This is a genomic window from Coriobacteriia bacterium (genome assembly GCA_034370385.1).
Taxonomy (GTDB): domain Bacteria; phylum Actinomycetota; class Coriobacteriia; order Anaerosomatales; family PHET01; genus JAXMKZ01.
The window spans coordinates 1-24,952 of record JAXMKZ010000022.1 but is presented as its reverse complement, the minus strand read 5'-3'; the positions used below and the strand labels follow the sequence as shown (position 1 = coordinate 24,952).

Annotated in this window: 26 protein-coding genes and 3 rRNA genes; 11 read left to right on the top strand and 18 right to left on the bottom strand. The window is 63.1% G+C overall.

Features of this window, described 5'->3' with window-relative positions; all coding sequences use genetic code 11:
- The first annotated feature begins 4 nt into the window (after positions 1-4).
- Positions 5-970 (top strand): class II fructose-bisphosphatase, encoded by a 966-nt coding sequence (glpX, locus tag U1E26_04965; protein ID MDZ4168988.1) that lies wholly within the window; start codon positions 5-7, stop codon positions 968-970.
- 122 nt (positions 971-1,092) lie between these two features.
- On the opposite strand, the gene U1E26_04960 is transcribed toward glpX, so the two are convergent.
- Positions 1,093-1,353, bottom strand: a complete 261-nt coding sequence (locus U1E26_04960) for an FmdB family zinc ribbon protein (GenBank protein MDZ4168987.1) — start codon at positions 1,351-1,353, stop codon at positions 1,093-1,095.
- A gap of 141 nt (positions 1,354-1,494) precedes the next feature.
- Here U1E26_04960 and U1E26_04955 point away from each other — a divergent pair, with 141 nt between their 5' ends.
- The 4 genes from U1E26_04955 (at position 1,495) to U1E26_04940 (ending at position 5,171) form a co-directional block, all read left to right on the top strand.
- A complete protein-coding gene (locus U1E26_04955) occupies positions 1,495-2,691 on the top strand; it encodes a PASTA domain-containing protein (protein ID MDZ4168986.1) in 1,197 nt (398 codons plus the stop codon).
- Positions 2,688-3,695: a peptidoglycan DD-metalloendopeptidase family protein gene (locus tag U1E26_04950; protein MDZ4168985.1), complete on the top strand. Its 1,008-nt coding sequence runs from the start codon at positions 2,688-2,690 to the stop codon at positions 3,693-3,695. The genes U1E26_04955 and U1E26_04950 overlap by 4 nt, the downstream gene beginning before the upstream one ends.
- 214 nt (positions 3,696-3,909) lie before the next feature.
- Positions 3,910-4,482 (top strand): energy-coupled thiamine transporter ThiT, encoded by a 573-nt coding sequence (thiT, locus tag U1E26_04945; protein MDZ4168984.1) that lies wholly within the window; start codon positions 3,910-3,912, stop codon positions 4,480-4,482.
- Entirely contained in the window at positions 4,479-5,171 is a 693-nt protein-coding gene (locus U1E26_04940; protein MDZ4168983.1) for a thiamine diphosphokinase, read from the top strand. The genes thiT and U1E26_04940 overlap by 4 nt, the downstream gene beginning before the upstream one ends.
- A gap of 9 nt (positions 5,172-5,180) precedes the next feature.
- Here the strand turns inward: U1E26_04940 and rpmB are convergent, their stop codons facing one another.
- Positions 5,181-5,369 (bottom strand): 50S ribosomal protein L28, encoded by a 189-nt coding sequence (gene rpmB / locus U1E26_04935; GenBank protein MDZ4168982.1) that lies wholly within the window; start codon positions 5,367-5,369, stop codon positions 5,181-5,183.
- A 224-nt stretch (positions 5,370-5,593) separates the two neighbouring features.
- Here rpmB and U1E26_04930 point away from each other — a divergent pair, with 224 nt between their 5' ends.
- Entirely contained in the window at positions 5,594-6,829 is a 1,236-nt protein-coding gene (locus U1E26_04930) for a transposase family protein (protein ID MDZ4168981.1), read from the top strand.
- Between the two features lie 63 nt (positions 6,830-6,892).
- On the opposite strand, the gene U1E26_04925 is transcribed toward U1E26_04930, so the two are convergent.
- The 4 genes from U1E26_04925 to U1E26_04910 form a co-directional block, all read right to left on the bottom strand.
- The gene (locus tag U1E26_04925) at positions 6,893-7,648 is read right to left on the bottom strand and encodes a YebC/PmpR family DNA-binding transcriptional regulator (GenBank protein MDZ4168980.1); all 756 of its coding nucleotides are present in this window, start codon (positions 7,646-7,648) and stop codon (positions 6,893-6,895) included.
- Positions 7,649-7,687: 39 nt separating this feature from the next.
- Positions 7,688-8,263 (bottom strand): pyridoxal 5'-phosphate synthase glutaminase subunit PdxT, encoded by a 576-nt coding sequence (gene pdxT / locus U1E26_04920; GenBank protein MDZ4168979.1) that lies wholly within the window; start codon positions 8,261-8,263, stop codon positions 7,688-7,690.
- Positions 8,264-9,151 (bottom strand): pyridoxal 5'-phosphate synthase lyase subunit PdxS, encoded by an 888-nt coding sequence (gene pdxS, locus U1E26_04915; protein MDZ4168978.1) that lies wholly within the window; start codon positions 9,149-9,151, stop codon positions 8,264-8,266.
- 133 nt (positions 9,152-9,284) lie between these two features.
- On the bottom strand, positions 9,285-10,331 hold the full coding sequence (locus U1E26_04910; protein MDZ4168977.1) for a DUF3048 domain-containing protein: 1,047 nt from the start codon (positions 10,329-10,331) through the stop codon (positions 9,285-9,287).
- Between the two features lie 157 nt (positions 10,332-10,488).
- Here U1E26_04910 and U1E26_04905 point away from each other — a divergent pair, with 157 nt between their 5' ends.
- The gene (locus tag U1E26_04905) at positions 10,489-10,701 is read left to right on the top strand and encodes a hypothetical protein (protein MDZ4168976.1); all 213 of its coding nucleotides are present in this window, start codon (positions 10,489-10,491) and stop codon (positions 10,699-10,701) included.
- Positions 10,702-10,707: 6 nt separating this feature from the next.
- Here the strand turns inward: U1E26_04905 and lgt are convergent, their stop codons facing one another.
- From lgt to U1E26_04890, 3 genes are all read right to left on the bottom strand, one after another.
- Positions 10,708-11,535, bottom strand: a complete 828-nt coding sequence (gene lgt, locus U1E26_04900) for a prolipoprotein diacylglyceryl transferase (protein MDZ4168975.1) — start codon at positions 11,533-11,535, stop codon at positions 10,708-10,710.
- A gap of 5 nt (positions 11,536-11,540) precedes the next feature.
- The gene (locus tag U1E26_04895) at positions 11,541-12,113 is read right to left on the bottom strand and encodes a LemA family protein (GenBank protein ID MDZ4168974.1); all 573 of its coding nucleotides are present in this window, start codon (positions 12,111-12,113) and stop codon (positions 11,541-11,543) included.
- Positions 12,114-12,205: 92 nt separating this feature from the next.
- On the bottom strand, positions 12,206-12,586 hold the full coding sequence (locus tag U1E26_04890; protein ID MDZ4168973.1) for a hypothetical protein: 381 nt from the start codon (positions 12,584-12,586) through the stop codon (positions 12,206-12,208).
- A 202-nt stretch (positions 12,587-12,788) separates the two neighbouring features.
- Between U1E26_04890 and U1E26_04885 the strand changes: the two genes are divergently transcribed.
- From U1E26_04885 to U1E26_04875, 3 genes are all read left to right on the top strand, one after another.
- Complete coding sequence (locus U1E26_04885) at positions 12,789-13,466, top strand: AzlC family ABC transporter permease (protein MDZ4168972.1); 678 nt, start codon at positions 12,789-12,791, stop codon at positions 13,464-13,466.
- The gene (locus tag U1E26_04880; GenBank protein ID MDZ4168971.1) at positions 13,456-13,791 is read left to right on the top strand and encodes an AzlD domain-containing protein; all 336 of its coding nucleotides are present in this window, start codon (positions 13,456-13,458) and stop codon (positions 13,789-13,791) included. Before U1E26_04885 ends, U1E26_04880 begins: the two co-directional genes overlap by 11 nt.
- Before the next feature lie 96 nt (positions 13,792-13,887).
- Positions 13,888-15,177, top strand: a complete 1,290-nt coding sequence (locus tag U1E26_04875) for a DUF1015 domain-containing protein (protein ID MDZ4168970.1) — start codon at positions 13,888-13,890, stop codon at positions 15,175-15,177.
- Here U1E26_04875 and U1E26_04870 read toward each other — a convergent pair.
- From U1E26_04870 to U1E26_04860, 3 genes are all read right to left on the bottom strand, one after another.
- Positions 15,132-15,947, bottom strand: a complete 816-nt coding sequence (locus U1E26_04870) for a hypothetical protein (protein ID MDZ4168969.1) — start codon at positions 15,945-15,947, stop codon at positions 15,132-15,134. The two genes, U1E26_04875 and U1E26_04870, sit on opposite strands and share 46 nt — an antisense overlap.
- Complete coding sequence (locus U1E26_04865) at positions 15,948-16,166, bottom strand: hypothetical protein (GenBank protein ID MDZ4168968.1); 219 nt, start codon at positions 16,164-16,166, stop codon at positions 15,948-15,950.
- Positions 16,167-16,250: 84 nt separating this feature from the next.
- Complete coding sequence (locus tag U1E26_04860) at positions 16,251-16,493, bottom strand: hypothetical protein (GenBank protein MDZ4168967.1); 243 nt, start codon at positions 16,491-16,493, stop codon at positions 16,251-16,253.
- Between the two features lie 75 nt (positions 16,494-16,568).
- Between U1E26_04860 and U1E26_04855 the strand changes: the two genes are divergently transcribed.
- Positions 16,569-17,675 (top strand): FAD-dependent monooxygenase, encoded by a 1,107-nt coding sequence (locus U1E26_04855; protein ID MDZ4168966.1) that lies wholly within the window; start codon positions 16,569-16,571, stop codon positions 17,673-17,675.
- Positions 17,676-17,722: 47 nt separating this feature from the next.
- Here the strand turns inward: U1E26_04855 and dcd are convergent, their stop codons facing one another.
- The 6 genes from dcd to U1E26_04825 form a co-directional block, all read right to left on the bottom strand.
- On the bottom strand, positions 17,723-18,289 hold the full coding sequence (dcd, locus tag U1E26_04850; protein ID MDZ4168965.1) for a dCTP deaminase: 567 nt from the start codon (positions 18,287-18,289) through the stop codon (positions 17,723-17,725).
- Between the two features lie 86 nt (positions 18,290-18,375).
- Positions 18,376-20,661, bottom strand: a complete 2,286-nt coding sequence (locus tag U1E26_04845) for a vitamin B12-dependent ribonucleotide reductase (GenBank protein ID MDZ4168964.1) — start codon at positions 20,659-20,661, stop codon at positions 18,376-18,378.
- Positions 20,662-20,899: 238 nt separating this feature from the next.
- Complete coding sequence (locus tag U1E26_04840; GenBank protein MDZ4168963.1) at positions 20,900-21,130, bottom strand: NifU family protein; 231 nt, start codon at positions 21,128-21,130, stop codon at positions 20,900-20,902.
- 220 nt (positions 21,131-21,350) lie between these two features.
- A 5S ribosomal RNA gene (gene rrf, locus U1E26_04835) occupies positions 21,351-21,466 on the bottom strand.
- A 107-nt stretch (positions 21,467-21,573) separates the two neighbouring features.
- A 23S ribosomal RNA gene (locus tag U1E26_04830) occupies positions 21,574-24,574 on the bottom strand.
- A 228-nt stretch (positions 24,575-24,802) separates the two neighbouring features.
- Positions 24,803-24,952, bottom strand: a 16S ribosomal RNA gene (locus U1E26_04825); the annotation flags it as partial.

The window sequence follows — 24,952 nt, the reverse complement described above, 5'->3', positions numbered from 1 at the left end:
CAGCTTGCGTACAACCCGCATCGTCGAAATGCTCGAGGTCACCGAAGCTGCCGCGCTTGCGGCAGGACGGTGGATGGGCAAGGGGGACAAGCACGCAGCGGACAATGCGGCCGTGGAGGCGATGAGGACCGCCTTCAATGGCGTCGACATCTCCGGCCGCATCGTCATCGGGGAGGGGGAGCGCGATGAGGCCCCCATGCTCTTCATTGGCGAAGAAGTGGGGCGAGGTGGCGAGGAGATCGACATCGCGGTTGACCCCCTCGAGGGCACGAACCTCACCGCGTACGGTCAGTCGAACTCCCTCACCGTGCTCGCCTTCGGGCCCAAGGGCACCCTTCTTCACGCTCCCGATACCTACATGAACAAGATCGCTGTAGGTCCCACGGCCGCTCACGTCGTACATATCGACGCTACACCCACCGAGAATATCCGAGCGGTTGCGAAAGCCATGGACCGCGACGTCGAGGACATCGTGGTGTGCGTGCTCGATCGTGATCGCCATGTCGATCTCATCGCAGAGATCAGGCAGGCTGGGGCACGAATCCGGCTCATCTCAGACGGAGACGTGTTCGGAGCCGTGGCCACGGCAATCGAAGGGACGGGCATCCACCTGTATCTGGGAATCGGCGCGGCACCGGAGGGAGTCCTCGCCTGCGCGGCCATGAAATGCATCGGGGGATGCTTCATGGGACGGTTCGCTTGGCGCAGCCCCGAAGAGAAGGCGCGCGCCGTGGACATGGGAACCTGCAACATCGATGGAGTACTCGACATGGACTGCCTCGTGAATACCGATGAGGCGGCCTTCATCGCGACAGGTGTCACCGACGGTGAGCTGCTCCGCGGTGTTCGCTACTTCGGTCAAGGGGCGCGCACTCACTCGATTGCGATGGACAACAAGACGGGCACCGTCCGCTTCATCGAGACCGTCATCCGCACCGGGGACGAACGCTTCTGGGTTCGCATGGATTAGCCTCGCACCGCACATTCCGCGCGTCCTGCCCCGCCTGCATGCGCGCACAAGAAGGCCCCGTCGATGCGGGGCCTTCTGCGTTGCAACCATCGCTGCGGAGGTGTCCTCGCAGTCGTCGCGAATTACTCAGCTGCAGGGCACCCAGTACAGCCCGGCTTCGAGTCTGATTTGGCAGGGCACGCCGTGTCGGCCTGCTCGCTCGGCTTAGGACGGTAGTCTGTGTTGTGGAACCCACTTCCCTTGAAAGCCACGCCAACGGGCGTGAAGACCCTCTTGGTAGTCGCGTCACACACAGGGCAACGCTCGGGCTTGCTTGATGTCATGGGCCGAGTGACCTCGAACACCAGCTCACATGCGGTGCAGCGGAAGTCGTACGAAGGCATCCGGGTGACCCTCCTCGTGAAGCGTGCAGTTCGAAAACGGGGGTGCAGCATACCTGCCCGACGGCACTGCTCTCAAGCGACGACGGCCAATCTGCACGAGTTCATACCTTCATCACACGTCGACTGTATACTTGACTGCGTATGAGTGAGGACATCGAACACCCCAAAGAACAGACAAGCGATTGGCTCGACGAGCTCGCTGACGCTGCGATTCCCACGGCGCCGCTTGCTGGCGAGAACTCCTACGTACCCGCACTTGACCGGGAACGTCGGGCGCGCTCGCCCCTTGTGGCGCCTTCGGTGTGGGCGGTCAGCGCTATCGTCGTGGCGGTGCTCGTCTTTGCTGCCGGCGTGGCATTCTGGTCGTTCGCACAGTCAGCTGTCGCCGTCCCTAACGTCATCGGGCTCTCGGAGGCCGAAGCCGGCACCACGCTGACCCGAGAGGGCCTGATCCTCGTCGTAGCTGAGCGGCGCTTCAGCGACGCCCCCGCCAACGAGGTTCTCGAGCAGAGCCCTGCCCCGGGGCAGCAGCTGCGACCCGGAGACCCGGTAGAGGTCGTCGTGTCCGGCGGCACTGAGGAGTTTCTTATGCCCGATGTTGTCGGGGAGGGTCTTGCCCTGGCCACGGGGACGCTTGAGGACATGGGACTCTTCATCGAAGTCGAGTTCGTGCTGTCAGACACGGCGAGTGACACGGTCTTGGGATCGACTCCCGCGGCAGGGGCTACCGTGCGCACCGGTGATCGTGTGCGGCTTCAAGTGGCCTCGTCTCGTGAAGCCACAGGCAGCTTGCGGCCGTATCGTCTCGATGGTGTTGCGCTTGTGATCGACCCGGCGCCTCCTGTGGCGGGAGCCGGCAACGACCCGGCCCTTGAGGTCGCCCGTCGGCTCAGGTCACTCTTGGAGGCCTCAGGCGCCACGGTGACCATGCTCAGAACCGGGGCGGACACGTCCACAATCGAGATCGATCGCGCTTCTCGTGCCCGAGCCCTGGCATACACCGCCGGAGTCGGTCTGTCCGTCCGCCCGGAGGGCACGCCGGGAATGGTCGTCTCGGCTGCCACCTCGTTGACCGCCTCGCAGCCCACGTCAGCTGCTGTTCTGGCTTCTGCGATCTCCAGCGCGCTGGCAGCCTCCGGCTCTGCACCTCGTCAGGAAAGCCAGGCATCGGATGGCGTGTTCGGCGCCTCTGAACGGGTCTGGGTCCGAGTTACGCTTGGATCCAACTCAGACCGAGCGGATACGACAAGCTTTCTCGATCCACGCTGGGCTGACGCGGTGGCCCGGAGCATCTACCAAGCCATCGGCCAGACTCTCGGTTCACCGGAGTCGCCGTGATCCGCAGAGCCATGGCCATAGCCCTGCTAGTCGTGATGAGCGCTACTGTGCTCTCTGCTCCCGCGTACGCGGAGACCGAAGCACAACTCAAGGCCAGGCTAGAGGAGTTGAAGCGCGAGAGCTCGCGCGCCGGTGCCGCGTTCGATGACGCGTACTGGGAACTCGACGAGACGGAATCACGGCTTACCAAGACCAGCAAGCAGCTTGTTTCGGCTCGCAAGAAACTCAAGGCCGCAAAAGCCCAGCTCAACCGACGTGCTCGCTCCATCTACCGGCGAGACGACCTCGATCTGCTCGACTTCCTTGTGGGCGCGGCTGACTTCGAGCAGTTCGTCACCCGTTTCGAGCACCTCAACCGTATCGGCACGAGTGACGCGGAAGTGGTCGGTGAGGTCAAGACCCGCACGCGCCAGCTGACCGCCGCGCGCAAGAAGCTCGCCGCCCAGCGCACGAAGCAGTCGCAAGACGTGCGAGCGCTTCGGTCGCGTCGTGATGCGCTTCAGAAGCGACTACGTTCCACTGAATCCGAGTTCAAGGCCGTGAAGGCGCGCCTCAACGCGGTTCGCTCCGGGGGCAGAGTGCCTTCCGGGGTCGCTGCCGTGGCCGGGCCTAACGGGATGGTCTTTCCCGTGGTGGGTTCGTACTACTACTCCGACACGTGGGGCGCGTCTCGCGGTGGCGGCAGGAGACGTCACAAAGGTACGGATATCATGGCGCCCACGGGCACCCCGCTGGTGGCGATCACGAGCGGTACTGTGCGCACGAAATCGAACGGGCTGGGCGGTCGGACGATATGGCTGTCCGGCGACAACGGATGGTCGTTCTACTACGCGCACCTCAACAGCTATGTTGTCACTTCGGGACGCGTCAGGGCCGGGCAGGTGATCGGCACGGTGGGATACTCAGGAAACGCGGCGGCGTCGGCCCCGCATCTTCACCTGCAGATCCATCCTGGGGGCGGCTCACCGGTGAATCCCTACCCGTATCTGCGTTCCATGGAGTAGTTCCTACGTTGTCGCACACCCTTCGAGTGTGCGACGATGAATGCGTTTACATCCGTGTCGGGAGCTGCGCATCAGCGGCTGAGAGGCGGCCTTCACCGGCCGCGACCGAGCGATGACGGTCCCGGTAATGCGGGGCTCGCACCACGGCCCGTGCTGCTGCGCGGCTCATGGCGTCGATTCGGATCTCTCCCGAACCTGTGAGAGGGGTAGTGGAATGCAGCACGATCGCACCCGCGTTGTTGTGGAGATCGGCCTTTCCGTGGCGCTCGCCGCCGTGCTCAGCACGTTCAAGATCACCTTGCCGTGGAACTTCGCCGGAGGCAGTGTGTCTCTTGCGATGCTGCCTATCTTCGTCATCGGCCTGCGTCGCGGTCTGACCGTCGGCGTCGTCGCCGGCGCGGCCTTCGGTGTGGTCGACTACTTCCTAGAGCCTTACTTCGTGCACCCCATTCAGGTTCTCCTGGACTACCCGGTCGCTTTCGCAGCCTGTGGACTCGCGGCCCTTGCGTCCCCTCGGTGGGTCCGAGCGACATCGCCCGCTCGGATCGCCGCGATGGCGTTTGCAGGCGCCCTGCTGGGCGGAGCGGGACGATTCGCCGCATCGTTCGCTTCCGGGATCGTGTTCTTCGGTGCCAACGCGCCTGAGGGACAGCCGGTGTGGCTCTACTCGCTCGCCTACAACGCCAGCTACCTCGTGCCCTCTATCGTCGCATGTGGCATCGTGGCCGCCATCGTGGTGCCGGCCCTTGAGCGTGCGGTCCCCGTGCCTGGCCTGGCTGCGCCATGACCGGAACGTGCGCGCTGATAGTCGCCGCCGGAGACACCGTATCCGGCAACGCCCTCGCTCGACAGGCGCGCCTGCACGACCTGGTTGTGGGTGTGGACGGGGGAGCGGCGGCGCTCATGCGTGCGGGTGTCACCCCCGCTGTGGTCATCGGGGACTTCGACTCACTGTCAGAAGAGGACCTTGAGCGCCTCAGGCATGAGGGCGTCAGTCTTCGGGTTCACCCGAGAGACAAGTCCCACACGGACCTGGAGCTTGCGCTCGAATGGTGCAGGGGTGAGAAGCTTGGCGAGGTCACGGTCGTCGGCGTGTGGGGGGAGCGACAGGACCACTCACTCGCAGCCATCGGAACGCTTGCGCGCTACTCGGATCTGCGGCCGGCCATCATCTACAAGGAGATGACCGGTTGGATCGTGGATCCTGCGCACCGCGGCCATGTCGGCGGTTTCGCTCGAGATACGACGGTGTCGGTCTTGGCCCTGGTCTCCGGCACGCGCATCAGTGTGGTCGGGATGAAGTGGACCCTCGAGGACCGATCTGTCGAATCGCTCTCGGACTTGGGGGTGTCCAACGTCTCGTGCGGTCCCGAATCCGCAGTCACGGTCCACTCAGGGATGGCGCTGGTCCTGGCTGAAGTGCCCACCAACCAAGACAGCCGCCCCGATGGGGACGGCTGTCGGAGTACATCCTGAGCGCACAGACTACGCGCGCGTGACCTTGCCCGCCTTCATGCACTTGGCGCACACGTTGACGCGATGCACGTGTCCCTTGATGACGGCGGTGACCTTCTGGATGTTTGGCCTGAACATACGGTTCGTGACCCTGTGGGAGTGGCTCACGTTGCGGCCAGCCGCAGGGCTCTTGCCGCACACGGCACATATCTTTGACATCACGTACTCCTCGCGTTCGAGCCGCCCGGAGACGGACGACGTATCAGCACAAAGCGCGGCGAATAGTACCACGGCGTGCTGCCCGAGAACAACCGTGCGAGTTGCCTCACCTAAAATGTCGTCCAAATTGATTCGTTGCCTCACATAAGAATGTCGTCGAAGCGTAGCGTCGGTCTCGTCGGGTCATTCGACGACGAGGAGGCGCGACAAAGGTGCCTTTGACGATGGCTGAGAAGCACGCGGTCACACGCAAGCTTGCCGAGGAGTACCGACGAGCTGCCAAGAGGCGACGGGGCGAGATCCTGGATACGCTGTGTTCGATCACAGGCTACAACCGTGACCATGCTGCGAGGTTGCTTCGTGCGGGTCCGCCGCCACGCAAGCCGCCGAAGAGGAGGCGGACTCGCCCGCGGGTCTATGACGCCGACGTGCTGTTCGCCTTGCGCAGGATCTGGGCGACGCTTGACGGGATATGCGGCAAGCGGCTGCACGCGGCCCTGCCCGAGATGGTGGAGGTGATGGAGCGCTGCGGCGAGTTGAGCATCTCGAGCGAGGTGCGGGCCAGGCTGCGCTCGATCTCGGCATCCACGATCGACCGGCTGCTCGCGCCGGACCGTGCGCGCCTGTCCCTCTCGGGCCGGCCGGGGACCAAGCCCGGGACGCTGCTCAAGAACCAGATCCCGATCAAGACGTTCTCCGAGTGGGACGACGCGGTCCCTGGGTTCGTGGAGATCGACCTGGTGGGGCACGAGGGCGGAGCGCTCCGCGGCGACTACTGCCAGACCCTCGACGTCACCGATGTGGCCACGGGCTGGACCGAGACGAGGGCGGTCAGGAACAAGGCGCAGGTGCATGTCTTCGCCGCGATCAAGGAGATCCGGGCGGCTCTGCCCTTCCCATTGCTTGGGATCGACAGCGACAACGGCAGTGAGTTCATCAACCACGAACTCAAGCGCTACTGCGAGAGCAAGCGGATCACCTTCACCCGCTCCCGCGCCTACCGCAAGAACGACGGCTGCTACGTCGAGCAGAAGAACTGGTCGGTGGTGCGCCGCAACGTCGGCTACGCACGATTCGACACACCCGAGGAGCTCGCCGTCCTAAACGAGCTCTATGCGGCACTGCGCAAGCACACCAACTTCTACATGCCGAGCGCCAAGCTGCTCTCCAAGACCCGCGAAGGGGCGCGGGTCATCAAACGCTATGACACGCCGATGACGCCGTACGCCCGCGTGCTCGCATCCGACCACGTCAGCCAAGCCGCCAAGCGCCGCCTCACACGGGAATACTCAACCCTGAACCCGACGGCGCTCAAGCGCCGGATAACCGAACGGCAGCGTCGTCTCTATGAGCTCGTCTCACTCAAGGAATCGATCAGGAGAAGGGAGGTGCAGGCACCCGATTTCGACGACATCTATGATGAGTCAACGAAGGTGACGTTCGACGACATTCTTACGTGAGGCAACGGGGCGACACGTCGCCCAACGGGCGACCGGAGGGTGGCCGGCGCCTGGTCGAATCGGCTACTCCAGCGCAGCGGCGATCTCGTCGGTCAGCTCCATGGAGTGGTAGACGTTCTGGATGTCGTCGCTCTCCTCGAGTTTGTCGACGAGGCGGATGACCTTCTTGGCGTCTTCGACCGACACGACCGTGGGATTGATAGGCTCCATCACGAGCTCGGCGCCACGCACCGGTGCCCCTGCGGCCTCGAGCGCGCTGCTCACCGCCGCCACATCTGCCGGCGCCGCGAAGACCAGTATCTCCTCTTCGCCCGCTTCGAAATCCTCGCCGCCGGCATCGGCGACCATCATCAGCATCTCATCTTCATCGAAGCCAGGGGCACGATCGAGCGTCACCTGGCCTATGCGTTCGAACTGGAACGCGACCGAGCCCGTCGCCCCAAGGTTGCCCCCCGCACGTGTGAATGCGGATCTGACATCGGCCGCGGTGCGGTTACGATTGTCGGTCAGCGCCTCGATGTAGATGGCGACGCCCGCCGCCCCATAGCCCTCGTAGACGACCTCTTCGAACTGCGCGGCATCGGCACCCGCGCCGAAGCCCTTGTCGATAGCGGCTTGGATCTTGTCTTTGGGGAGCGAGTAGGACTTGGCCTTTGCGATGGCCGTGGCCAGAGTGGCGTTGTTCTCAGGGTTCGGGTCGCCGCCGCTCTTGGCGGCCACCGTGATGATGCGGCTGAGTTTGGAGAACAGCGCGGAGCGCTTCTTGTCCTGCGCCGCCTTGCGATGCTTGGTGGTCGCCCACTTCGAGTGTCCAGACACGTGGTGCTCCTTGCTCCCTTGACCTGGTGATCCGAGCGCCTAGACGCCCACGACCTCATCTACGAAGAACCGGTGGATGCGCGGGTCACCGGTGAGCTCCGGGTGGAACGCGGTTGCAAGCAGCCGACCCTCGCGCGCGGCGACCGTGTGCCCGTCGTGTCGAGCCAGAATCTCGACCCCTTCCCCTTCGCCCTCGATCCACGGTGCTCGTATGAATACGCCCCGGTAGGGATGGTCGAAGTCCGCGAAGGACAGGTCGACCTCAAAGGAGTCGACTTGCCGACCGAACGCATTCCGCCTGACTTCGATATCCATGAGCTCGAGTGAGCGCTGACCCGGGACACCTTCGGCAACGCGTCGAGCGACGAGGATCGCGCCGGCACACGTGCCCCAAACCGCCATCCCCTCGCCATAGCGCCTGACGATCGGCTCGTAGAAGCCGTATGTCTCCATGAGCTTGGCAATGGCGGTGGACTCCCCGCCTGGAATCACGAGACCGGACAGCTCTTCGAGCTGCTCCGGCAGCCGTACCGCCACCACCCCGACGTCGAGCGCCTCCAGCGAGTACACATGCTCGCGGAACGCCCCCTGCAGTGCGAGAACGCCAATCTTCACCTACCAGCCCCGCTCCTGCATGCGCTCCGGCTCGGGGATGTCGGAGATGTTGATCCCGACCATCGCCTCCCCAAGGTCACGGGAGACCCGAGCGATGATGTCGGCGTCTTCGAAGTGCGTAGTCGCCTCGACGATGGCCCGGGCGCGCTTCACGGGGTCGCCGCTCTTGAAGATGCCGCTGCCCACGAAGACGCCGTCGCACCCCAGCTGCATCATGAGCGCGGCGTCGGCGGGGGTGGCGATACCGCCGGCAGAGAAGTTGACCACGGGCAGCTTTCCGTTCTCCGCCACCCACTTCACAAGATCGTAGGACGCCTGAAGGTCCTTGGCCGCCGCGAACAACTGCTCGGCGCGCAGGCCCTTCAGCCAAGCGATCTCATCGGTGACCGTGCGCATGTGACGGACGGCCTCGACGACGTTACCCGTGCCCGGCTCGCCTTTCGTGCGCACCATCGCCGCACCCTCGGCGATACGCCGAAGCGCCTCTCCCAGATTGCGACACCCGCACACGAAGGGGACCGTGAAGTCCCACTTGTTGATGTGGTGCTCATCGTCGACCGGGGTGAGGACCTCGGACTCGTCAAGGTAGTCCACCCCAAGCGTCTGCAGCACCTGCGCTTCGACGAAGTGCCCGATGCGGCACTTCGCCATGACAGGAATCGTCACTGACCCAACGATAGCCTCGACGATGGTGGGGTCGGCCATACGGGCGACGCCGCCCGTCGCACGTATGTCGGCCGGCACGCGCTCGAGCGCCATGACCGCGACCGCTCCGGCGTCTTCGGCGATCTTCGCCTGCTCGGGCGTGACGACATCCATGATGACGCCGCCCTTGAGCATCTCTGCCAGGCCGGTCTTGACCCTCAGGGTCCCTGTCTCGCGCTGCACGTCAGACACTGGCTGAACGACTCCTCTCAAAGCGCGAACCACGTAGTGGTCGCGCACGTGTGTGGGGCTCGTGATTCACGGATTGTACCCGCGCGCCAGAGGCCGGGACAACCGCGCACGGACAACCTCGCTGCTAGCGCATATAGATTCGGCCGTCGAGCGGTATCACCTGGAACCAGGTCGTGCCCCGTGAAAGACGGATCAGGGTTCCATCCTTCGCACGGAAGCTCGGTGGCGCCTCGCGGTCGGCCTTCCAGGTGCCATCGAGCCGCGTCCCGTCGCGAAACACGCTTGCACGGCCGCCGCCCAACTCGATGTCATAGGTCGTGGAGCCCGCCGCGTCGCGGCTGACGGGTCGGTACTTGGCCCACATCACCACGACGTTGTCGGCCTGGATCTGCTTGCCGGTGGCCGCGTCCCTATGATCGCGACCGTTGTTGCGCCTCACGTACACGTCGCTGTCTTCCTCGTAGACCCACGTGACCGAACTTGCGGGCGAGAACGTGATATCGATCTGCGAGATGGCGGGAGTGGCCGGAATGCTGCGGCGGTCGAACGAGAGCGGATCGAGCGACGCCGTGAGCTGCATGCCCCGGGACTTGGCCTCGGCATACGCCTTCTTCGTGTCGAGCATGAGGTTGTGAGGCGCGGAGCGCTCGCTCGATCGCCAGTACGGACGCGAGACCCCGGCATCCTCCGACAGGTTTGGTAGACCAGCCGAGTTGACCTTGTTGTTGACGCTCGAGCTGGCGCCCGAGAAGAAGAACAGCGCGTCGTACTGCGGGACGATCCACAGGTCGGACAGGCGCGCACTGCGCACCGGCCCCACCGTCGGAGGCACGCGTGAGTGGAAGATCGCGTTGAACCGGGTGATGCCGCCCTCAGTGACGCTCTCGTAGACGACGTCGGCGGAGCCGAGTCCCGTCTGGGGCCGGGCCTGCGGTGAGTTCTCGACCTTCACCGACAGTGGTCGACGAGCGACGACCCTCGCCTCAGACGCGTCACGCCCCGTGAACGGCCAGCGTGGCGGCACCGGGGGACGCTCCACCCGCCGCTCGGAGTCGGCGAACGGCCACGCCGAGGTGACCTCCGCCGGACGCTGGGCGCAGCCGACGACCGCACCGGCGACGATGAACACTGCAAGCAGCATCAATGCTGCGGGTATTCGAACGAGTCTCACACTACCTCCCTATCGGTCCGGCACCGAGTCTACCAGCACCCACCGACTGACGGCGCGTGTGCCGTCAGTCACACGCGAGCGCCCCTGAACGCGGGCCATCGTTGCCGCTGCACCTTCATCGAGCGTAGGATGGCTGCAATGCCAAGGAAGGTGACGCATGCCCTGCATTCTGCTCCACATGATCGAGATGCCGGATCCCGCGCCCTACGCCGACCCGGACTTGAAGGACGTCGTGGGCAAGATGCCGCAGCTCTTCTGCGCGCAGTGCACGCCGCCGCGCCATCTGAGTTCGTCTGAGAGCGCCCGCTGTCTGGACCGCGACGCTCCGTGCTGGAAGCCGTCCGACGAAATCTGCGCTCCGGAGTCCTGACTCTGACTACCGCCCGGCTCGGCGGCCCTCCTGCGGCAGCCCGCGCCGGCGCGACCAGACGACCAACGCCACGCCCGCCACGACCATCGGGACACTGAGCACCATGCCCATGGTCAACCACTGTCCGGCGACGAAGCCAAGCTGGATGTCTGGCTCGCGGAAGAACTCCACCGAGATGCGGAACGCGCCGTACAGCGCAAGAAGCCACCCTATCAACTCTCCGCGGGGCCGTGGTGGCAGGCGCCTGGCCAGGACCACCATGACGACGAGAAGCGCCGCCCCCTCGAGCACGGCCTCATACAGCTGCGAGGGATGGCGTGGCAGCGGGCCCGCGCCGGGAAAGACCATCGCCCACGGTACGTCGCTGACCCTTCCCCACAGCTCGCCGTTGACGAAGTTGGCGAGCCTGCCCAGGAAGAAGCCGATCGGCGCACCCACCGCCCCAAGATCCCACAGGGTGAGCAGCGGCATGCCGAGCCTCTTGGAGACGAAGACACTCGCGATCAGAATGCCCGCCAAACCGCCGTGAAACGACATCCCGCCGTTCCAGATGGTGAAGGCGGACAGTGGGTTCGCAAGAAACGAGCCCCCTCCGTAGAAGAGCACGTAACCGATTCGCCCGCCCAAGACGACCCCGAGTACCGAGGCAAGAACGACGGTCAACAGGTCGTCATCGGAAAGCGCCAGACTCCACCTGCGTGCCAGCCATCGCACGACCAGCGCAGCGCCAACGAACGCCACAAGGTAGGCAAGCCCGTACCAATGCACGGCAATCGGCCCGAGGCGAAGCGCCACCGGGTCCATAGACGGGTACGCGATGGATGCGAACGGCACCGGCGTCAGAACTTCACCTGCGGAACGGCGTCGGCGGCCGGCTCGGCCTCGAAGTACTCGCGCGCGGCGAACCCGAACATCCCCGCCAGCAGGTTGGCCGGGAACGACTGGATGGACGTGTTGAAGCTCATCACCGTGTCGTTGTAGAACTGCCGCGCGTAGGCGATCTTATTCTCGGCGTCCGAGAGCTTCTCCTGAAGATCGAGGAAGCTCTGATTGGCCTTGAGGTCGGGGTACGCCTCAGCGACCGCGAACAGGCTCTTCAGCGCGCCGGTGAGCATGTTCTCGGCCTGGCCATGATCGGCGACACTCTGGGCGCCCATGGCGATGTTGCGTGCCTGAACGACCGCCTCGAGTGTCTTGCTCTCGTGAGCCGCGTAGCCCTTGACCGTCTCAACGAGATTGGGAATCAGGTCGTAGCGTCGCTTGAGCTGCACGTCGATCTGAGCCCACGCGTTGTCGACGCGATTGCGCAAGACCACGAAGCGGTTGTACATCGCGACGAGCGCGAGTCCCACTGCCACGACAAGAACGCCGAGGCCACCGCAGCACACCGAGCCCAACAAGCCCGCGCCCATCCGATTCCCCCCTCAGTCACACGATACCTACGATCAGGACACACAGAATCGTACCACGCAGGCGCCGCGCGCAGGCGCATCAGGCTCGCGTCTCAGCCGGCGGGCGCGTTCTTGGAATCGATCTCGTCAAGCGCGTCGTCCACGCAGTCGACGTGCTCGAGCTGACGGCGGAAGTACTCACAGTAGGCATCGGCACTGGGGTCGTCGACCCGCGGCGCGAGATTGGCGACATCCTCGACCGCAGTCACGACGATGCGGGCCTCTGAGGGCAGGCCGCCGGCTTCTTCGGCCAAGGCCTCGATCGCAGCGAGCAGGAAGGCCGGGACCACCGCAGTGATGCCGATCTGGGTGCCGCAGTGAGGACACACGAACGTGATGTCCGCCCGATCGGACTCTCGAAGCACCACGGTATCGATATCCTCGAGGCCCACCTCGACGACTCCGTCTATGGGGCACGTGACCGAGAACTCCATGCGAACCGCCTCCTGCGACTCAACGCGTGACCCATTGTAGCGCGGGTCCGACATAAAGCACCGACCGCGACTCCACACTCTGCCCCGCACGCAAACAAGAACCGCGCCACGTGCTACCATCCCCGCCATGTCTGAGATGCCCGTCAGCCGCGAACCGTGTCCCCTTCACGCCGAACCGACACCCGTTGCCCAGGGCGGGTTCGTGCGAGGAGTCAAGCTGGGAACCCCCATCTTCCTCGGCTATGTGCCGGTGGGCGCCGCGTTCGGCATCCTGGCGAGCAGGCTGGGCTTCTCGATCGGAGAGACCATCGCGTGCTCGGCGACCGCGCTTGCCGGTGCCGGCCAGTTCATCGCCCTGTCCCTTCTCAAGGGCGGATCCTCGGCTCTTACCACGCTCTTCGCCACGACCGTGGTGAACCTGCGCTATCTGCTCTTCTCCACGACACTCTCGCCCCACCTGAGGGACGTCTCCTCCGGCCGGAAGGCATGGCTCGCCTTCACGCTCACCGACGAGACCTTCGCGGTCAACATCGCGGACCTGCGAGAGGGTCGCGCGACGCCGGCATCGATGGCGGGCGTCGGGTTCATCGCATGGGCAGGATGGGTCCTGGGAACGCTCCTCGGCTCTGTCGGAGCCGAGTGGATCGGTGACCCGACCCGCTGGGGCGTGGAGTTCGCGATGCCCGCGATGTTCGCCGCCCTCTTCGTTGCGCTCGCGGACGACGCGCGTGCCGTCGCAGCGGGACTGATGGCCGCCGCCATCGCCCTGGTACTGCCTTTCGCCCAGCACCTCGGCATCGGACTCGACCCCGCCTGGTTCGTCGTGATCGCCTCGATGTGCGCGGCCACCTTGGCATCGGTGGTGTTCCGTGAACGCTGAGGTAGACCAAACCACCATCCTTGCGGTCATCGCGGGTATGGCCGCGCTCAACTTCTTCGTACGCTTTCTTCCTGTGGCCATCCTGTCCCGTTTCGAGCTTCCCTCGCCGGTCCTGCGCTGGCTGTCCTACGTACCGATCTCGGTGATGGGCGCGCTCGTCGCCACTGAGGTGCTCTCTCCCCGAGGAGAATGGATCCCCCTTGCGTCGAACGCCGGCCTTCCCGCTGCGATCCTCACGGCGTTCGTGTTCCGTCGCACCCGAAGCTTCCTTGGTGCCACGCTCGCCGGAATCGTGTGCTACGTTCTGCTCGATGGCGTGATGTGATGACGGAAGCGCTTCACGCGCGTTGCACCCTGCGCTAGACTGTCGCGCACGACCAGCCGGGCGACCGGCCCCTTCGGATCAAGGAGCATCCAGCGCATGGCACGAGTTCGACCGTTCCGCGGATGGCGCTACAGCAACCGCGGCCAGGATCTGTCACGCGTCACGGCCCCGCCCTACGATGTCATCTCCCCCCCTATGCGAGAACAACTGCTCTCAATGGACCCCGAGAACGTCGTCGCTCTCGAACTTCCCGAAGGCCCCCTCGACCCCGAAGTGCCAGGCAATCGCTACGTGACCGGGGCAGCCACCTGGGACTCCTGGCGCGCCCGCGGAGTCCTGGCAGCTGACAAAGACCCGGCACTCTACGTCCTGGAGCAGGAGTTCGACAGCGCCGGCCAGCTGGTGCGCCGCCGGGCCATAATCGCCGAGGTCGCGCTCGAGCCGTTCGATGCAGGCGTGATACTCCCCCACGAGCGCACGCTTCCCAAAGCGCTCGGCGACCGCTTCGAGCTGACCCGCGCCACCCGCGCCAACCTGAGCCAGGTGTTCGGACTCTTCGAAGACCCTGAGCTGGCGACTGAGCGCGTCTTCGGCGCCATCTCACAGACGAATCCCGTGGCCTTCTCCATCGACGCCGACAATGTGAAGAGCACGCTGTGGGCCATCGACGACCCGGCCGTGGCGGCGTGGTTCGGCGAGTTCATGGCCGACCGAAGCATCTTCATCGCAGACGGCCATCACCGATACACCACCGCACTCGCCTATCGAGACCTTAAGCGCTCGCAGGGTGGCAGTGAGCACGACCCCGCGTACGACTACGTCATGATGGCGCTCGTCAACATGGACGATCCCGACCTCACCGTTCTCCCCTACCATCGCATGGCACAAGCGAGCGGCGATTTCGACGCGCCGAGCTTCGTCGAAGGCCTCAAGCAGCACTTCGATGTGAGCGAGATCGGCCCCGGGCACCCGGACGACGTGCTGAACGGCCCTGTGCGGCCTGCGTTCTTGTTCACGCTCGGGACAGATTCTCCCTTGCAGCTCGCCGTACTCCGCGCCGATGTCGACCTGGATCAGGCCATCCCGCTTGAGCGTTCGTCCGCCTGGAAGTCGCTTGACGTGGCCGTCGTGCAAGAGCTCGTACTCGCGCCACTCCTTGGTATCCACCCCGATCAACCCGAAACGCTCGATCGGATCGCCTTCACCAAGGATCCCCACGCGGTGCTCAAGGCCGTCGGCTCAGGGTTCGATGTCGGAATCGTGCTCAGGGCGACTGAGCTGTCGCAGCTCAGAGAGGTTTCGCTCGCCGGCGAGACGATGCCGCAGAAGAGCACCTACTTCTACCCGAAGCTGCTCTCCGGGCTGGTGCTGCGCTCGGCGGAGTGAGCTGAGGTCGACCCCACCCCTGTCGGGTTGAGTTGAACCCGACGAGGGCAGACCGTGCCGAGCCGACACTCCTCGCATTTCGGGGCCTTGGGACGACACCACTGCCGTCCGATCAGCCAAGCAGGCAGATCCATGGTGCCGGGCGAATCCGGACACCACCGAGCCGCCGCTGCTTCAATCGCTGCGATCGAATCCTCCTGCGCCAATCCACTCCTGAGGAACACGCGGCGCACCTGCACGTCGAAAGCCACCTGTCCGTGCTCGCGGCCCCCCAGGTCGACCCCGAAATGGCGCATGAGGATCTCGGTGGCCATCACTGCCTTCTTGCGACCGATTCCGGGAAACGACGACAGCCGGTCCGTGACCTCGCGCACATGGCTTCCGGGCGCCCAGATACGTGTCGTGTCTCCACCGTACTCGCACTGGACTCGCTGTGCAGCGGCCACGATCCATCGGGGCAGCGTCTCTTTGAACCGGTGCAACATCGGCGCACGCTGGACGGCTGCGCGCACCTCTGCGGGGTGCTCGGCGAGGAAGCCCATGTCGAGCGTGCCCAGCCGTGTGCGCAGTTCGGCAGGAGCAGACCATGCGCGCTCGGCCGGAATCCCCTGTGTGAACAGCACGCCCAACAAGAACGCGTCGGGCGAGGATTCGATCAGCGCATTCGCTGATTCGTCGGTCGTGAACGCTGAGCCGACTTGAGCTGCTCCTTGGGATTCGAGTTCGCGACCGTAGGCGATGAGGATGGCAGCGACATCCCCTGCGCCCATCTAGTAGTTCATCGACTCTCGCTTGATGCGATGAATGAGTACCTCGCGCTCCTCGGGCGTGTAGGCGTCGGCGAGCTCCTTGTACGCCGCGACGCGTCCCGCCACCGAGAGTCCGTGGCCGATTCGATGCAGGGCCCACAGCAGGCACGTCACCGAAGCGGCGGCGAACAGATCGCGTACGAGTCCGTAGATCGTGAGCTGGTCATCGTAGTAGTCCATGAACATCCTCCCTCGCATCGCGACGCCATCGTCGCGTCTCTTGAGGGGAGTATCCCCATTAGCTGGCGCCGGGCGCGCACCCTCTTAGCCTCGCCGGGGGCCGTTCGTGAGGAAGAAGCGACAGTGCAGACAGGTGTCCTTGATTGCCGCATCGCGATCGATGTCCACACTGAAGATGAGCTCGGGATCGGTGGTGAGTTCGAACGTCGGGCGATCGCACACGGCGAATGCGCACTTGTTCGGGCACCTGTCGCGCAGAGGCTCGGGGTGCGGACAATCGGCCTGCATCTCCTCGTCGCACCCGCGTTGTTCCCAACACTTCGACATATCGCGTAGTTCCTTCCATAAAACCTCAGTCGGTGGTGGGTAATTGTACACCTCATGCGCTAGACTGCTCGGGACATGGATACGACCAACCTTCCCAACAGCTTTGATACCGTCGTTGTCGGCGCTGGCCCCGCAGGTGTCATGGCGGCACTGCATGCGGCTGAGCGCGGTAGCGTTCTCTTGACCGACGCATCCCGTCTGCCCCGAGACAAGAGTTGTGGCGGGATGCTGAACGAGTACACCCAGGGCTTCCTCTCAGAGTTCGGGACACTCCCCCCCGAGATGGCGCTTGAGCCCAACTGGGTCAACTTCCGCTACCACGACTGGGATCGTGGCATCCGCAAGCCCACGGCACTGCGATTCGCCAACGTCGACCGAAGCTCGTTCGACGATTGGTTGGTCGGGCTGCTTCCCGGAAACGTCACCGTCATCGGCAACTCGCAGCTCACCGGGTTCAACGAGGACTCCGAGGGTGTTCGCGCCACGCTACGCACCGGCGGCGGCAATGGCGACGGCGACGGCGTCGATCGCACCGTAAGCTGCGAGAACCTGATCGGCTGCGACGGTCCGCGTTCCACCGTGCGTCGCGCCTTGGGCGTCGGCAGCGTCGCGACCTACGTCACACTCCAAGACTTCTGCACCATCGAGGGCGAGATCGAACCGTACTTCGATTGCATCTACATGCGCCACATCGGCGACTCGTTCGCCTACGCGTACGTCGTTCCGAAGGGCGACGTCGCGATCGTGGGTGCGGTGTTCTACCCCAAAACCAAGAGGCCCTACGAGAAGCACGAAGAGGCGCTTCAGACGCTGCGCCAAGCTCTACCGCTCGGGGAGTCGGTCAAGCGCGAGGCATGGGTCGCGCTCTCAGTCCGCCATGCTCGGGACGTGGTGCCCGGGCGCGGCCGAGTGCTGCTGGCAGGCGAGGCGGGCGGGTTCATGTCGCCCACCAGCGGCGAGGGCATCTCCTACGCGCTCAATACCGGGCGTCTCGCCGGAATCGCAGTCGGCCGACACGACCCTGCCCGGGCGCTCGGAGCGTACGCCGAAGCCACGTCGGCGATCGCATCAAACATCACACGCAAGCTCAAGTGGCTCCCGTTCATGGAGTCGCGCACCGGTAAGTATCTCGCCGGATTCGTTCCCACCCCCGTGGTCTCACACGTGACCAAAGGGCTCTGAGGGCCACATCGCTCTTGCGCTTGATGCTCGGGCTGCGCGCGATGAACCTAGGGACGCTTGTTGAGGTACATCTTGCTCGGCGTAGCGACACTCTGGCCAAGGTACTTGCTGCCCAATCCCGGATGACCATAGGGGCGATCGACCTCGGTGGTCATCTTCGAGAAGGATATCTGCCCGATTTTCATCCCCGGGACGAGCAGGATGGGTAGATTGGCGACGTTCGAGAGCTCGAGCGTGAGCCGCCCGTCCCAGCCTGGATCCACGTACCCGGCCGTGGAGTGAATGAGCAGCCCGAGTCGCCCAAGCGAGCTCTTTCCCTCGAGTCTCCCAACGATGTCGTCGGGCAGCGCGATGCGCTCGAGCGTCGTGCCCAACGCGAACTCGCTCGGATGCAGCACGAACGGCTCCTCCGGCGACGCTGTCACCGACTCCGTCAGGCCCGGCATCTCTCTGGCGGGGTCGATGTACGGGTAGCGTGAGTTTCGGAACACCTGGAAATCACGTCCGAGGTGCAGATCAACGCTCGACGGCTGGATGTCGTCCGGGTCGCACGGGTCGACGTGAATCCTGCCCGCAGCCATCTCGAGCTTGATGCTCCGGTCAGAAAGAACCACCGCTAGCCTCCCCTTCGCACGAAGGACACTCTCGGGTGGCCGTGATCGGCCAACCGCGATCCTTCCCTCGATTCTCCTTCAGTCGCTCAGGCGCACTTGCTGAAGCCGCAGCTCCGGCATACCGCGCATCCGCTCTCGTGCTCAAGTGAACCACCGCACTCCGGACAAGCGCCCGCGAGGTTGTCAAGTGCATCAGTGTTCTTCGAGACAGCAGTGGCCGCATGGCCGGTGTTCATGAACTGGATGGCGTGCTCCATCACGATTCCGACAGCATCGGCACACGACAGCACCTTGCCACCTTCAGCCCATGACGGTGACGGGCAACGGATACCTCTCAGGTGCTTCACAAGCGCGTCGGGGTCGACGCCGGCCCGTAGAGAGACAGAGATCATGCGTGAGAGGGCCTCCGACTGGGACGCGGCGCACCCACCGGACTTGCCCATCTGAGTGAAGACCTCACACATGCCGTACTCGTCCCAGTTCACGGTCACGTAGAGGTTCCCGCAACCCGTCTGGATCTTCTCAGTGCGCCCTTGGGTGATGGACGGACGCTCACGAGGCTCCAGCTCGCCGGGAAGGACGGCTCCCGCCTCGCCGACCTGCCCCGATCCGGACGACTTGCCCGTGGTGAGGACCTGACCTTCCTTCGAACCGTCACGGTAGATCGTGACACCCTTCACGCCGAGTTCGTGCGCGAGGTCATAGACATGCCGCACATCATCAGGCGTCGCGTCGCTGCCGAAGTTGACCGTCTTGGAGACTGCATTGTCGCAGTGCTTCTGAAACGCAGCCTGCATGCGAATGTGCCAGTCCGGAGAGATATCGTGGGCGGTCACGAACGCGCGCCGCACATCCTCAGGCACTTCGTCCATGTCATGAACCGACCCATGGTCAGCGATCAGACCCATGAGCTCACGCGAGTAGAAGCCTCTCTTGACGGCGATCTCCTCGAAGAGCGGATTGACCTCGACCAGCCGGTCGTTGTCCATAACCGTGCGTATATAGGAAACGGCGAACAGCGGCTCGACACCCGACGAGCAGTTGGCGATGATCGACAGCGTGCCGGTCGGGGCGATGGTGGTGACGGTCGCGTTGCGCATGGGGCCACCCTCAGGGGTGTCGTAGATCGAACCCTTGAAGTTCGGGAACGACCCGCGCTGATCCGCCAGCTTGCGTGAGGCGGAGGTGGCCTCCGCGTCGATGAATCCCATGACCTTCTGACCGAGTGCGACGCCCTCCTCGCTGTCATAGGCAAGCCCAAGCTTGATAAGCATGTCTGCCCAACCCATGACGCCGAGGCCGATCTTGCGATTCCCGCGCGCGAGTTCGTCGATCCTGGGCAAGGGGTAGTTGTTGACCTCGATGACGTCGTCGAGGAAACGGACCGCGCGATGAACGACGTCGCCTAGGTGATCCCAGTCCACGTCCGCCCCGTTCTCCGTGTGCCTGATCATCTTGCCCAGGTTCACGGAGCCGAGGTTGCAGGCCTCATAGGGCAGCAAGGGCTGCTCGCCACAGGGGTTGGTCGACTCGATCTCTCCAAGCAGCGGCGTAGGATTGTCGCGGTTGATGCGATCGATGAAGATGATGCCGGGATCACCGGTCGCCCACGCCATCTCGATGATGAGGTCCCACACTTCAGGGGCGCTGAGCTCGCCAGCGACTTCACGAGACCGCGGGTTGTAGAGGCTGTAGGACGCACCCGCCTCGACGGCCCCCATGAACTCCTCGGTCAGAGCCACCGAGATATTGAAGTTGGCGAAATCACCGTCGGCCTTGCAGCTGATGAAGCTCAGGATATCGGGGTGGTCGATGCGCAAGACGCCCATGTTGGCGCCCCGGCGGGTACCACCCTGCTTGACAGCCTCCGTCGCCTGATTGAATACCCGCATGAACGACACGGGGCCGCTGGAAACGCCTTGGGTCGACTTGACGCTGTCACCCGCTGGCCTCAAGCGCGAGAACGAGAATCCCGTCCCGCCCCCGGACTTGTGAATCAGCGCCGTATCGCGCACGGCACCGAAGATCGACTCCATCGAATCCTCCACCGGCAAGACGAAGCATGCGGACAGCTGCTGAAGGTCCCGGCCCGCATTCATGAGCGTCGGCGAATTCGGGAGGAACTCCAGTGAGGTCATGAGGTCGTAGAACTCACGCGCGACCTCGGCCACCTCGGCATCGCTCGCCCCCCACACGAGTTCGGCCGATGCGATGTTCTCTGCCACACGCGCGAACAGGTCGCTCGGCGACTCGAGGGGTTCGCCATCGTCGTTCTTGCTCAGGTAGCGCTTCTGCAGGACCTTGAGCGAGTTCGGACTCAAGATCTCGTCAATGGCACGGGAGTACCCGGTGACCTCAACGGGCTCGGACATAATTCAGATCCCCTCTCGACGCAACCAGTTCATGAGGCGATGACCCCTGCGCCTCTTGTCGGTGGCCGCAAACACCATATCTTGCGGCTCAGTCATCGTATGGCGCCAGATATTGTGCGTCAATCGCCCATCCGACGAACGGCTACCCCCTCGCGCCGTACGGTTCCGACGGTCCTTTGGAACGCACGAAGGCCCACGGACCTCGCGGTCCGTGGGCCTTCGATCTGCAACCGAGATGCTAGACGGCCTCGACGCGGACGACCCCGGGGATCTGCTCCTTGAGCACGCGCTCCACGCCATTGGCCAGCGTGAGCTGGGACATGGGGCATCCGCGACATGCGCCCTGCAAAGCGACCTGGACGACGCCGTCGTCCGTGACATCGACGAGCTCCACATCTCCGCCGTCCGCCTGAAGTGCCGGCCTGATCAGGTTCAAAGCCTCCTGAACGCTCTCCTTGGTAATCGCCATGGTGCCTCCTGAATCGCCTCGATACGCCCCGCGCCACAAGAGAGGCGCAGTGCTCAGAACGTACGCTACCGCAAGAACTGTACCATAATCCTGACCGTATCCATCACCATTGATGTGCACGCACGCTGCGTCATCGATCGCTGACGCCCGAAAGACAGCCCGGAGGCTGATTCTTGCGCATCGCGAGCGAGAACGGACAACGAAAAGAGCCGTCGGATGCACTTAGCGGCGTCCTACTCTCCCAGGCCATTACAGCCCAGTACCATCGGCGCTGGAGGGCTTAACTACCGAGTTCGGAATGGGATCGGGTGTACCCCCTCCGCCATAACCACTAAGCGCATCCGACGGCTCTCGCACGTCGGAGCATAGATATGCTCATTTCAAGGGTCGCGGCATACGCCGGCTACCCTGAATGCTGCATAGCGCTTGGAATTCACACGAATGAGATCAAGACCTCGGCCAATTAGTACTGCTCGGCTGAACACATTGCTGTGCTTACACCTGCAGCCTATCAACGTCGTAGTCTACGACGAGCCTTACCTGGTTAACCCAGTGGGTGAACTCATCTTTGGATGGGCTTCCCGCTTAGATGCTTTCAGCGGTTATCCCGACCGAACGTAGCTAACCAGCGGTGCCATTGGTTGACAACTGGTACACCAGAGGTTCGTCCGCTCCGGTCCTCTCGTACTAGGAGCAGCTTCCATCAATTCACCTACGCCCACGGTGGATAGGGACCGAACTGTCTCACGACGTTCTAAACCCAGCTCGCGTACCGCTTTAAATGGCGAACAGCCATACCCTTGGGACCTACTCCAGCCCCAGGATGCGATGAGCCGACATCGAGGTGCCAAACCTTCCCGTCGATGTGGACTCTTGGGGAAGATCAGCCTGTTATCCCCGGAGTACCTTTTATCCGTTGAGCGACGGCCATTCCACTCTGAGCCGCCGGATCACTAGAGCCTAGTTTCCTATCTGCTCGACTTGTAGGTCTCGCAGTCAAGCCCGCTTATGCTCTTGCACTCTACGAACGATTGCCAACCGTTCTGAGCGGACCTTACGCGCGCCTCCGTTACATTTTAGGAGGCGACCGCCCCAGTCAAACTACCCACCTGACACGGTCCCCCACCCGGATTCACGGTGTGGGGTTAGATCGCCAATCTGCCGAGGGTGGTATTCCAAGGGTGGCTCCACCGGAACTGGCGTCCCGACTTCACAGCCTCCCACCTATCCTCTACACGACAAACCAACGATCAATATCAAGCTGTAGTAAAGGTTCACGGGGTCTTTCCGTCCTACCGCGGGTAATTCGCATCTTCACGAATAGTACAATTTCACCGAGTCTATGGTTGAGACAGCGCCCAAGTCGTTACGCCATTCGTGCAGGTCGGAACTTACCCGACAAGGAATTTCGCTACCTTAGGACCGTTATAGTTACGGCCGCCGTTTACTGGGGCTTAGATTCAGAGCTTCGCCCGAAGGCTAACCCCTCCTCGTAACCTTCCAGCACCGGGCAGGCGTCAGACCCTATACGTCGTCTTACGACTTAGCAGAGTCCTGTGTTTTTAGTAAACAGTCGCTTGGGCCGTTTCACTGCGGCCTCAGTCGGCTCACACCGCGAAGGTGATCACCAGCCGAGGCGCTCCTTCTCCCGAAGTTACGGAGCAATTTTGCCGAGTTCCTTAACCATAGTTCTCTCGATCGCCTTGGTATTCTCTACCTGCCTACCTGTGTCGGTTTTGGTACGGGCACCAATAGAACTCCCTAGAGGTTTTTCTTGAAAGCATGGGATCACTGACTTCGTCGCATTCGACTCGTCATCAGTTCTCAGGCATCGTGTGAGACGGATTTACCTATCTCACGCCCTACGACCTTAAACCGGGACAACCAACGCCCGGCCCAGCTACCCTTCTCCGTCACCCCATCGGTAATAACGCGCTATCAGTGGTACAGGAATGTCTACCTGTTGTGCATCGACTACGCCTATCGGCCTCGCCTTAGCTCCCGACTGACCCTGGGACGATTAGCGTTGCCCAGGAAACCTTAGGCTTACGGCGGAAACGTTTCTCGCGTTTCTCTCGTTACTCATGCCAGCATTCGCTCTTCTGTTCAGTCCACCGACGGTCACCCGCCAACTTCGACCCGAACAGAATGCTCCCCTACCACTCCACATTGTGAAGTCCGCCGCTTCGGTACCATGCTTGAGCCCCGTGAATTGTCGGCGCATGTCCACTTGACCAGTGAGCTATTACGCACTCTTTAAATGGTGGCTGCTTCTAAGCCAACATCCTGGTTGTCTGAGCAAACGCACATCCTTTGCCACTTAGCATGGATTTAGGGACCTTAGCGGGCGGTCTGGGCTGTTTCCCTCTCGACTACACAGCTTAGCCCACATAGTCTGACTCCCGGACTCTGGAGTACCGGCATTCGGAGTTTGGTTGATTTCGGTAAGCGGTGAAGCCCCCTAGACCATCCAGTGCTCTACCACCAATACTAAACATCCGAGGCTAGCCCTAAAGCTATTTCGGGGAGAACGAGATATCTCCAGGTTTGATTAGCCTTTCACTCCGACCCACAGGTCATCCCCTCCGTTTTCAACCGAAGTGGGTTCGGGCCTCCACGAGGTCTTACCCCCGCTTCACCCTGCCCATGGGTAGATCACCTGGCTTCGCGTCTACGACGTGCAACTAAAATCGCCCGTTTAAAGACTCGCTTTCGCTGCGGCTCGCTTTTAGCTTAACCTCGCTGCACACCGTAACTCGCTGGCTCATTCTACAAAAGGCACGCCGTCACCCTGCCCGATCCGAAGATCGAGCTTTCCGGGCTCCGACTGCTTGTAAGCACACGGTTTCAGGTACTATTTCACTCCCCTCTCGGGGTGCTTTTCACCTTTCCCTCACGGTACTGGTTCACTATCGGTCGTTGGAGAGTATTTAGCCTTGGAGGGTGGTCCCCCCAGATTCCTACCGGATTTCACGTGTCCGGCAGTACTCGGGAAATCGTCTCGAAGTCGCTGCAATTTCGCGTACGGGGCTTTTACCCGCTCTGGCCGGCTGTTCCAAGCCGTTCTGCTACCACAACGATTTGTAACTTCGTGCCGGGTCTGAGGCCCAGGCTCGACGACTCCCACAACCCCACATGCAGCAACGCCCTCAGGCTTACACATACATGGGTTTAGGCTGATTCCCGTTCGCTCGCCACTACTAGGGAAATCTCGGTTGATTTCTCTTCCTCGGGGTACTTAGATGTTTCAGTTCCCCCGGTTGCCTCTCGCCTGCCTATGTGTTCAGCAGGGAGTAACTGGGCATGACCCCAGCTGGGTTTCCCCATTCGGAAATCCTCGGATTGACGGTTGTGTGCACCTACCCGAGGCTTATCGCAGCTTGCCACGTCCTTCATCGGCTTCCAACGCCAAGGCATCCACCGTGTGCTCTTAATATCTTGATCTGTACCATTCGCGATCAAATCTTGCGCTATGCAGCTGTCAAGGTGCGAGCGCGCCCCATAAGGGCGCACTGCGTTCGAGGGCTTGACCCCCGAAAACCGGATACTGTGAGTTGTGCTCGAACACCAAACCAGATCAACGTGTTTGGCTCTAGGACGAGGAGTCTTACGACTCGACCCGCCCAGCCGATACTTCGAGTAGTACCGACGGTGCCTTGTGAGGCTCCCTAGAAAGGAGGTGATCCAGCCGCACCTTCCGGTACGGCTACCTTGTTACGACTTCACCCCCCTTACCCTCTACACCTTCGGCGCCTCCCTCCCTTGCGGGTTGGGCCAGCGACTTCGGGTGCGGACGACTCGGGTGGTGTGACGGGCGGTGTG

Excerpts from the sequence above, each read along its gene's own strand:
- U1E26_04860 (MDZ4168967.1), bottom strand. The coding sequence starts at position 16,493 with ATGTCGAAGTGTTGGGAACAACGCGGGTGCGACGAGGAGATGCAGGCC.
- U1E26_04875 (MDZ4168970.1), top strand. The coding sequence starts at position 13,888 with ATGGCACGAGTTCGACCGTTCCGCGGATGGCGCTACAGCAACCGCGGC.
- thiT (MDZ4168984.1), top strand. The coding sequence starts at position 3,910 with ATGCAGCACGATCGCACCCGCGTTGTTGTGGAGATCGGCCTTTCCGTG.
- U1E26_04840 (MDZ4168963.1), bottom strand. The coding sequence starts at position 21,130 with ATGGCGATTACCAAGGAGAGCGTTCAGGAGGCTTTGAACCTGATCAGG.
- U1E26_04855 (MDZ4168966.1), top strand. The coding sequence starts at position 16,569 with ATGGATACGACCAACCTTCCCAACAGCTTTGATACCGTCGTTGTCGGC.
- U1E26_04905 (MDZ4168976.1), top strand. The coding sequence starts at position 10,489 with ATGCCCTGCATTCTGCTCCACATGATCGAGATGCCGGATCCCGCGCCC.
- U1E26_04895 (MDZ4168974.1), bottom strand. The coding sequence starts at position 12,113 with ATGGGCGCGGGCTTGTTGGGCTCGGTGTGCTGCGGTGGCCTCGGCGTT.
- U1E26_04845 (MDZ4168964.1), bottom strand. The coding sequence starts at position 20,661 with ATGTCCGAGCCCGTTGAGGTCACCGGGTACTCCCGTGCCATTGACGAG.
- U1E26_04870 (MDZ4168969.1), bottom strand. The coding sequence starts at position 15,947 with ATGGGCGCAGGGGATGTCGCTGCCATCCTCATCGCCTACGGTCGCGAA.
- U1E26_04955 (MDZ4168986.1), top strand. The coding sequence starts at position 1,495 with ATGAGTGAGGACATCGAACACCCCAAAGAACAGACAAGCGATTGGCTC.
- rpmB (MDZ4168982.1), bottom strand. The coding sequence starts at position 5,369 with ATGTCAAAGATATGTGCCGTGTGCGGCAAGAGCCCTGCGGCTGGCCGC.
- U1E26_04940 (MDZ4168983.1), top strand. The coding sequence starts at position 4,479 with ATGACCGGAACGTGCGCGCTGATAGTCGCCGCCGGAGACACCGTATCC.
- U1E26_04890 (MDZ4168973.1), bottom strand. The coding sequence starts at position 12,586 with ATGGAGTTCTCGGTCACGTGCCCCATAGACGGAGTCGTCGAGGTGGGC.
- U1E26_04960 (MDZ4168987.1), bottom strand. The coding sequence starts at position 1,353 with ATGCCTTCGTACGACTTCCGCTGCACCGCATGTGAGCTGGTGTTCGAG.
- U1E26_04865 (MDZ4168968.1), bottom strand. The coding sequence starts at position 16,166 with ATGGACTACTACGATGACCAGCTCACGATCTACGGACTCGTACGCGAT.
- U1E26_04930 (MDZ4168981.1), top strand. The coding sequence starts at position 5,594 with ATGGCTGAGAAGCACGCGGTCACACGCAAGCTTGCCGAGGAGTACCGA.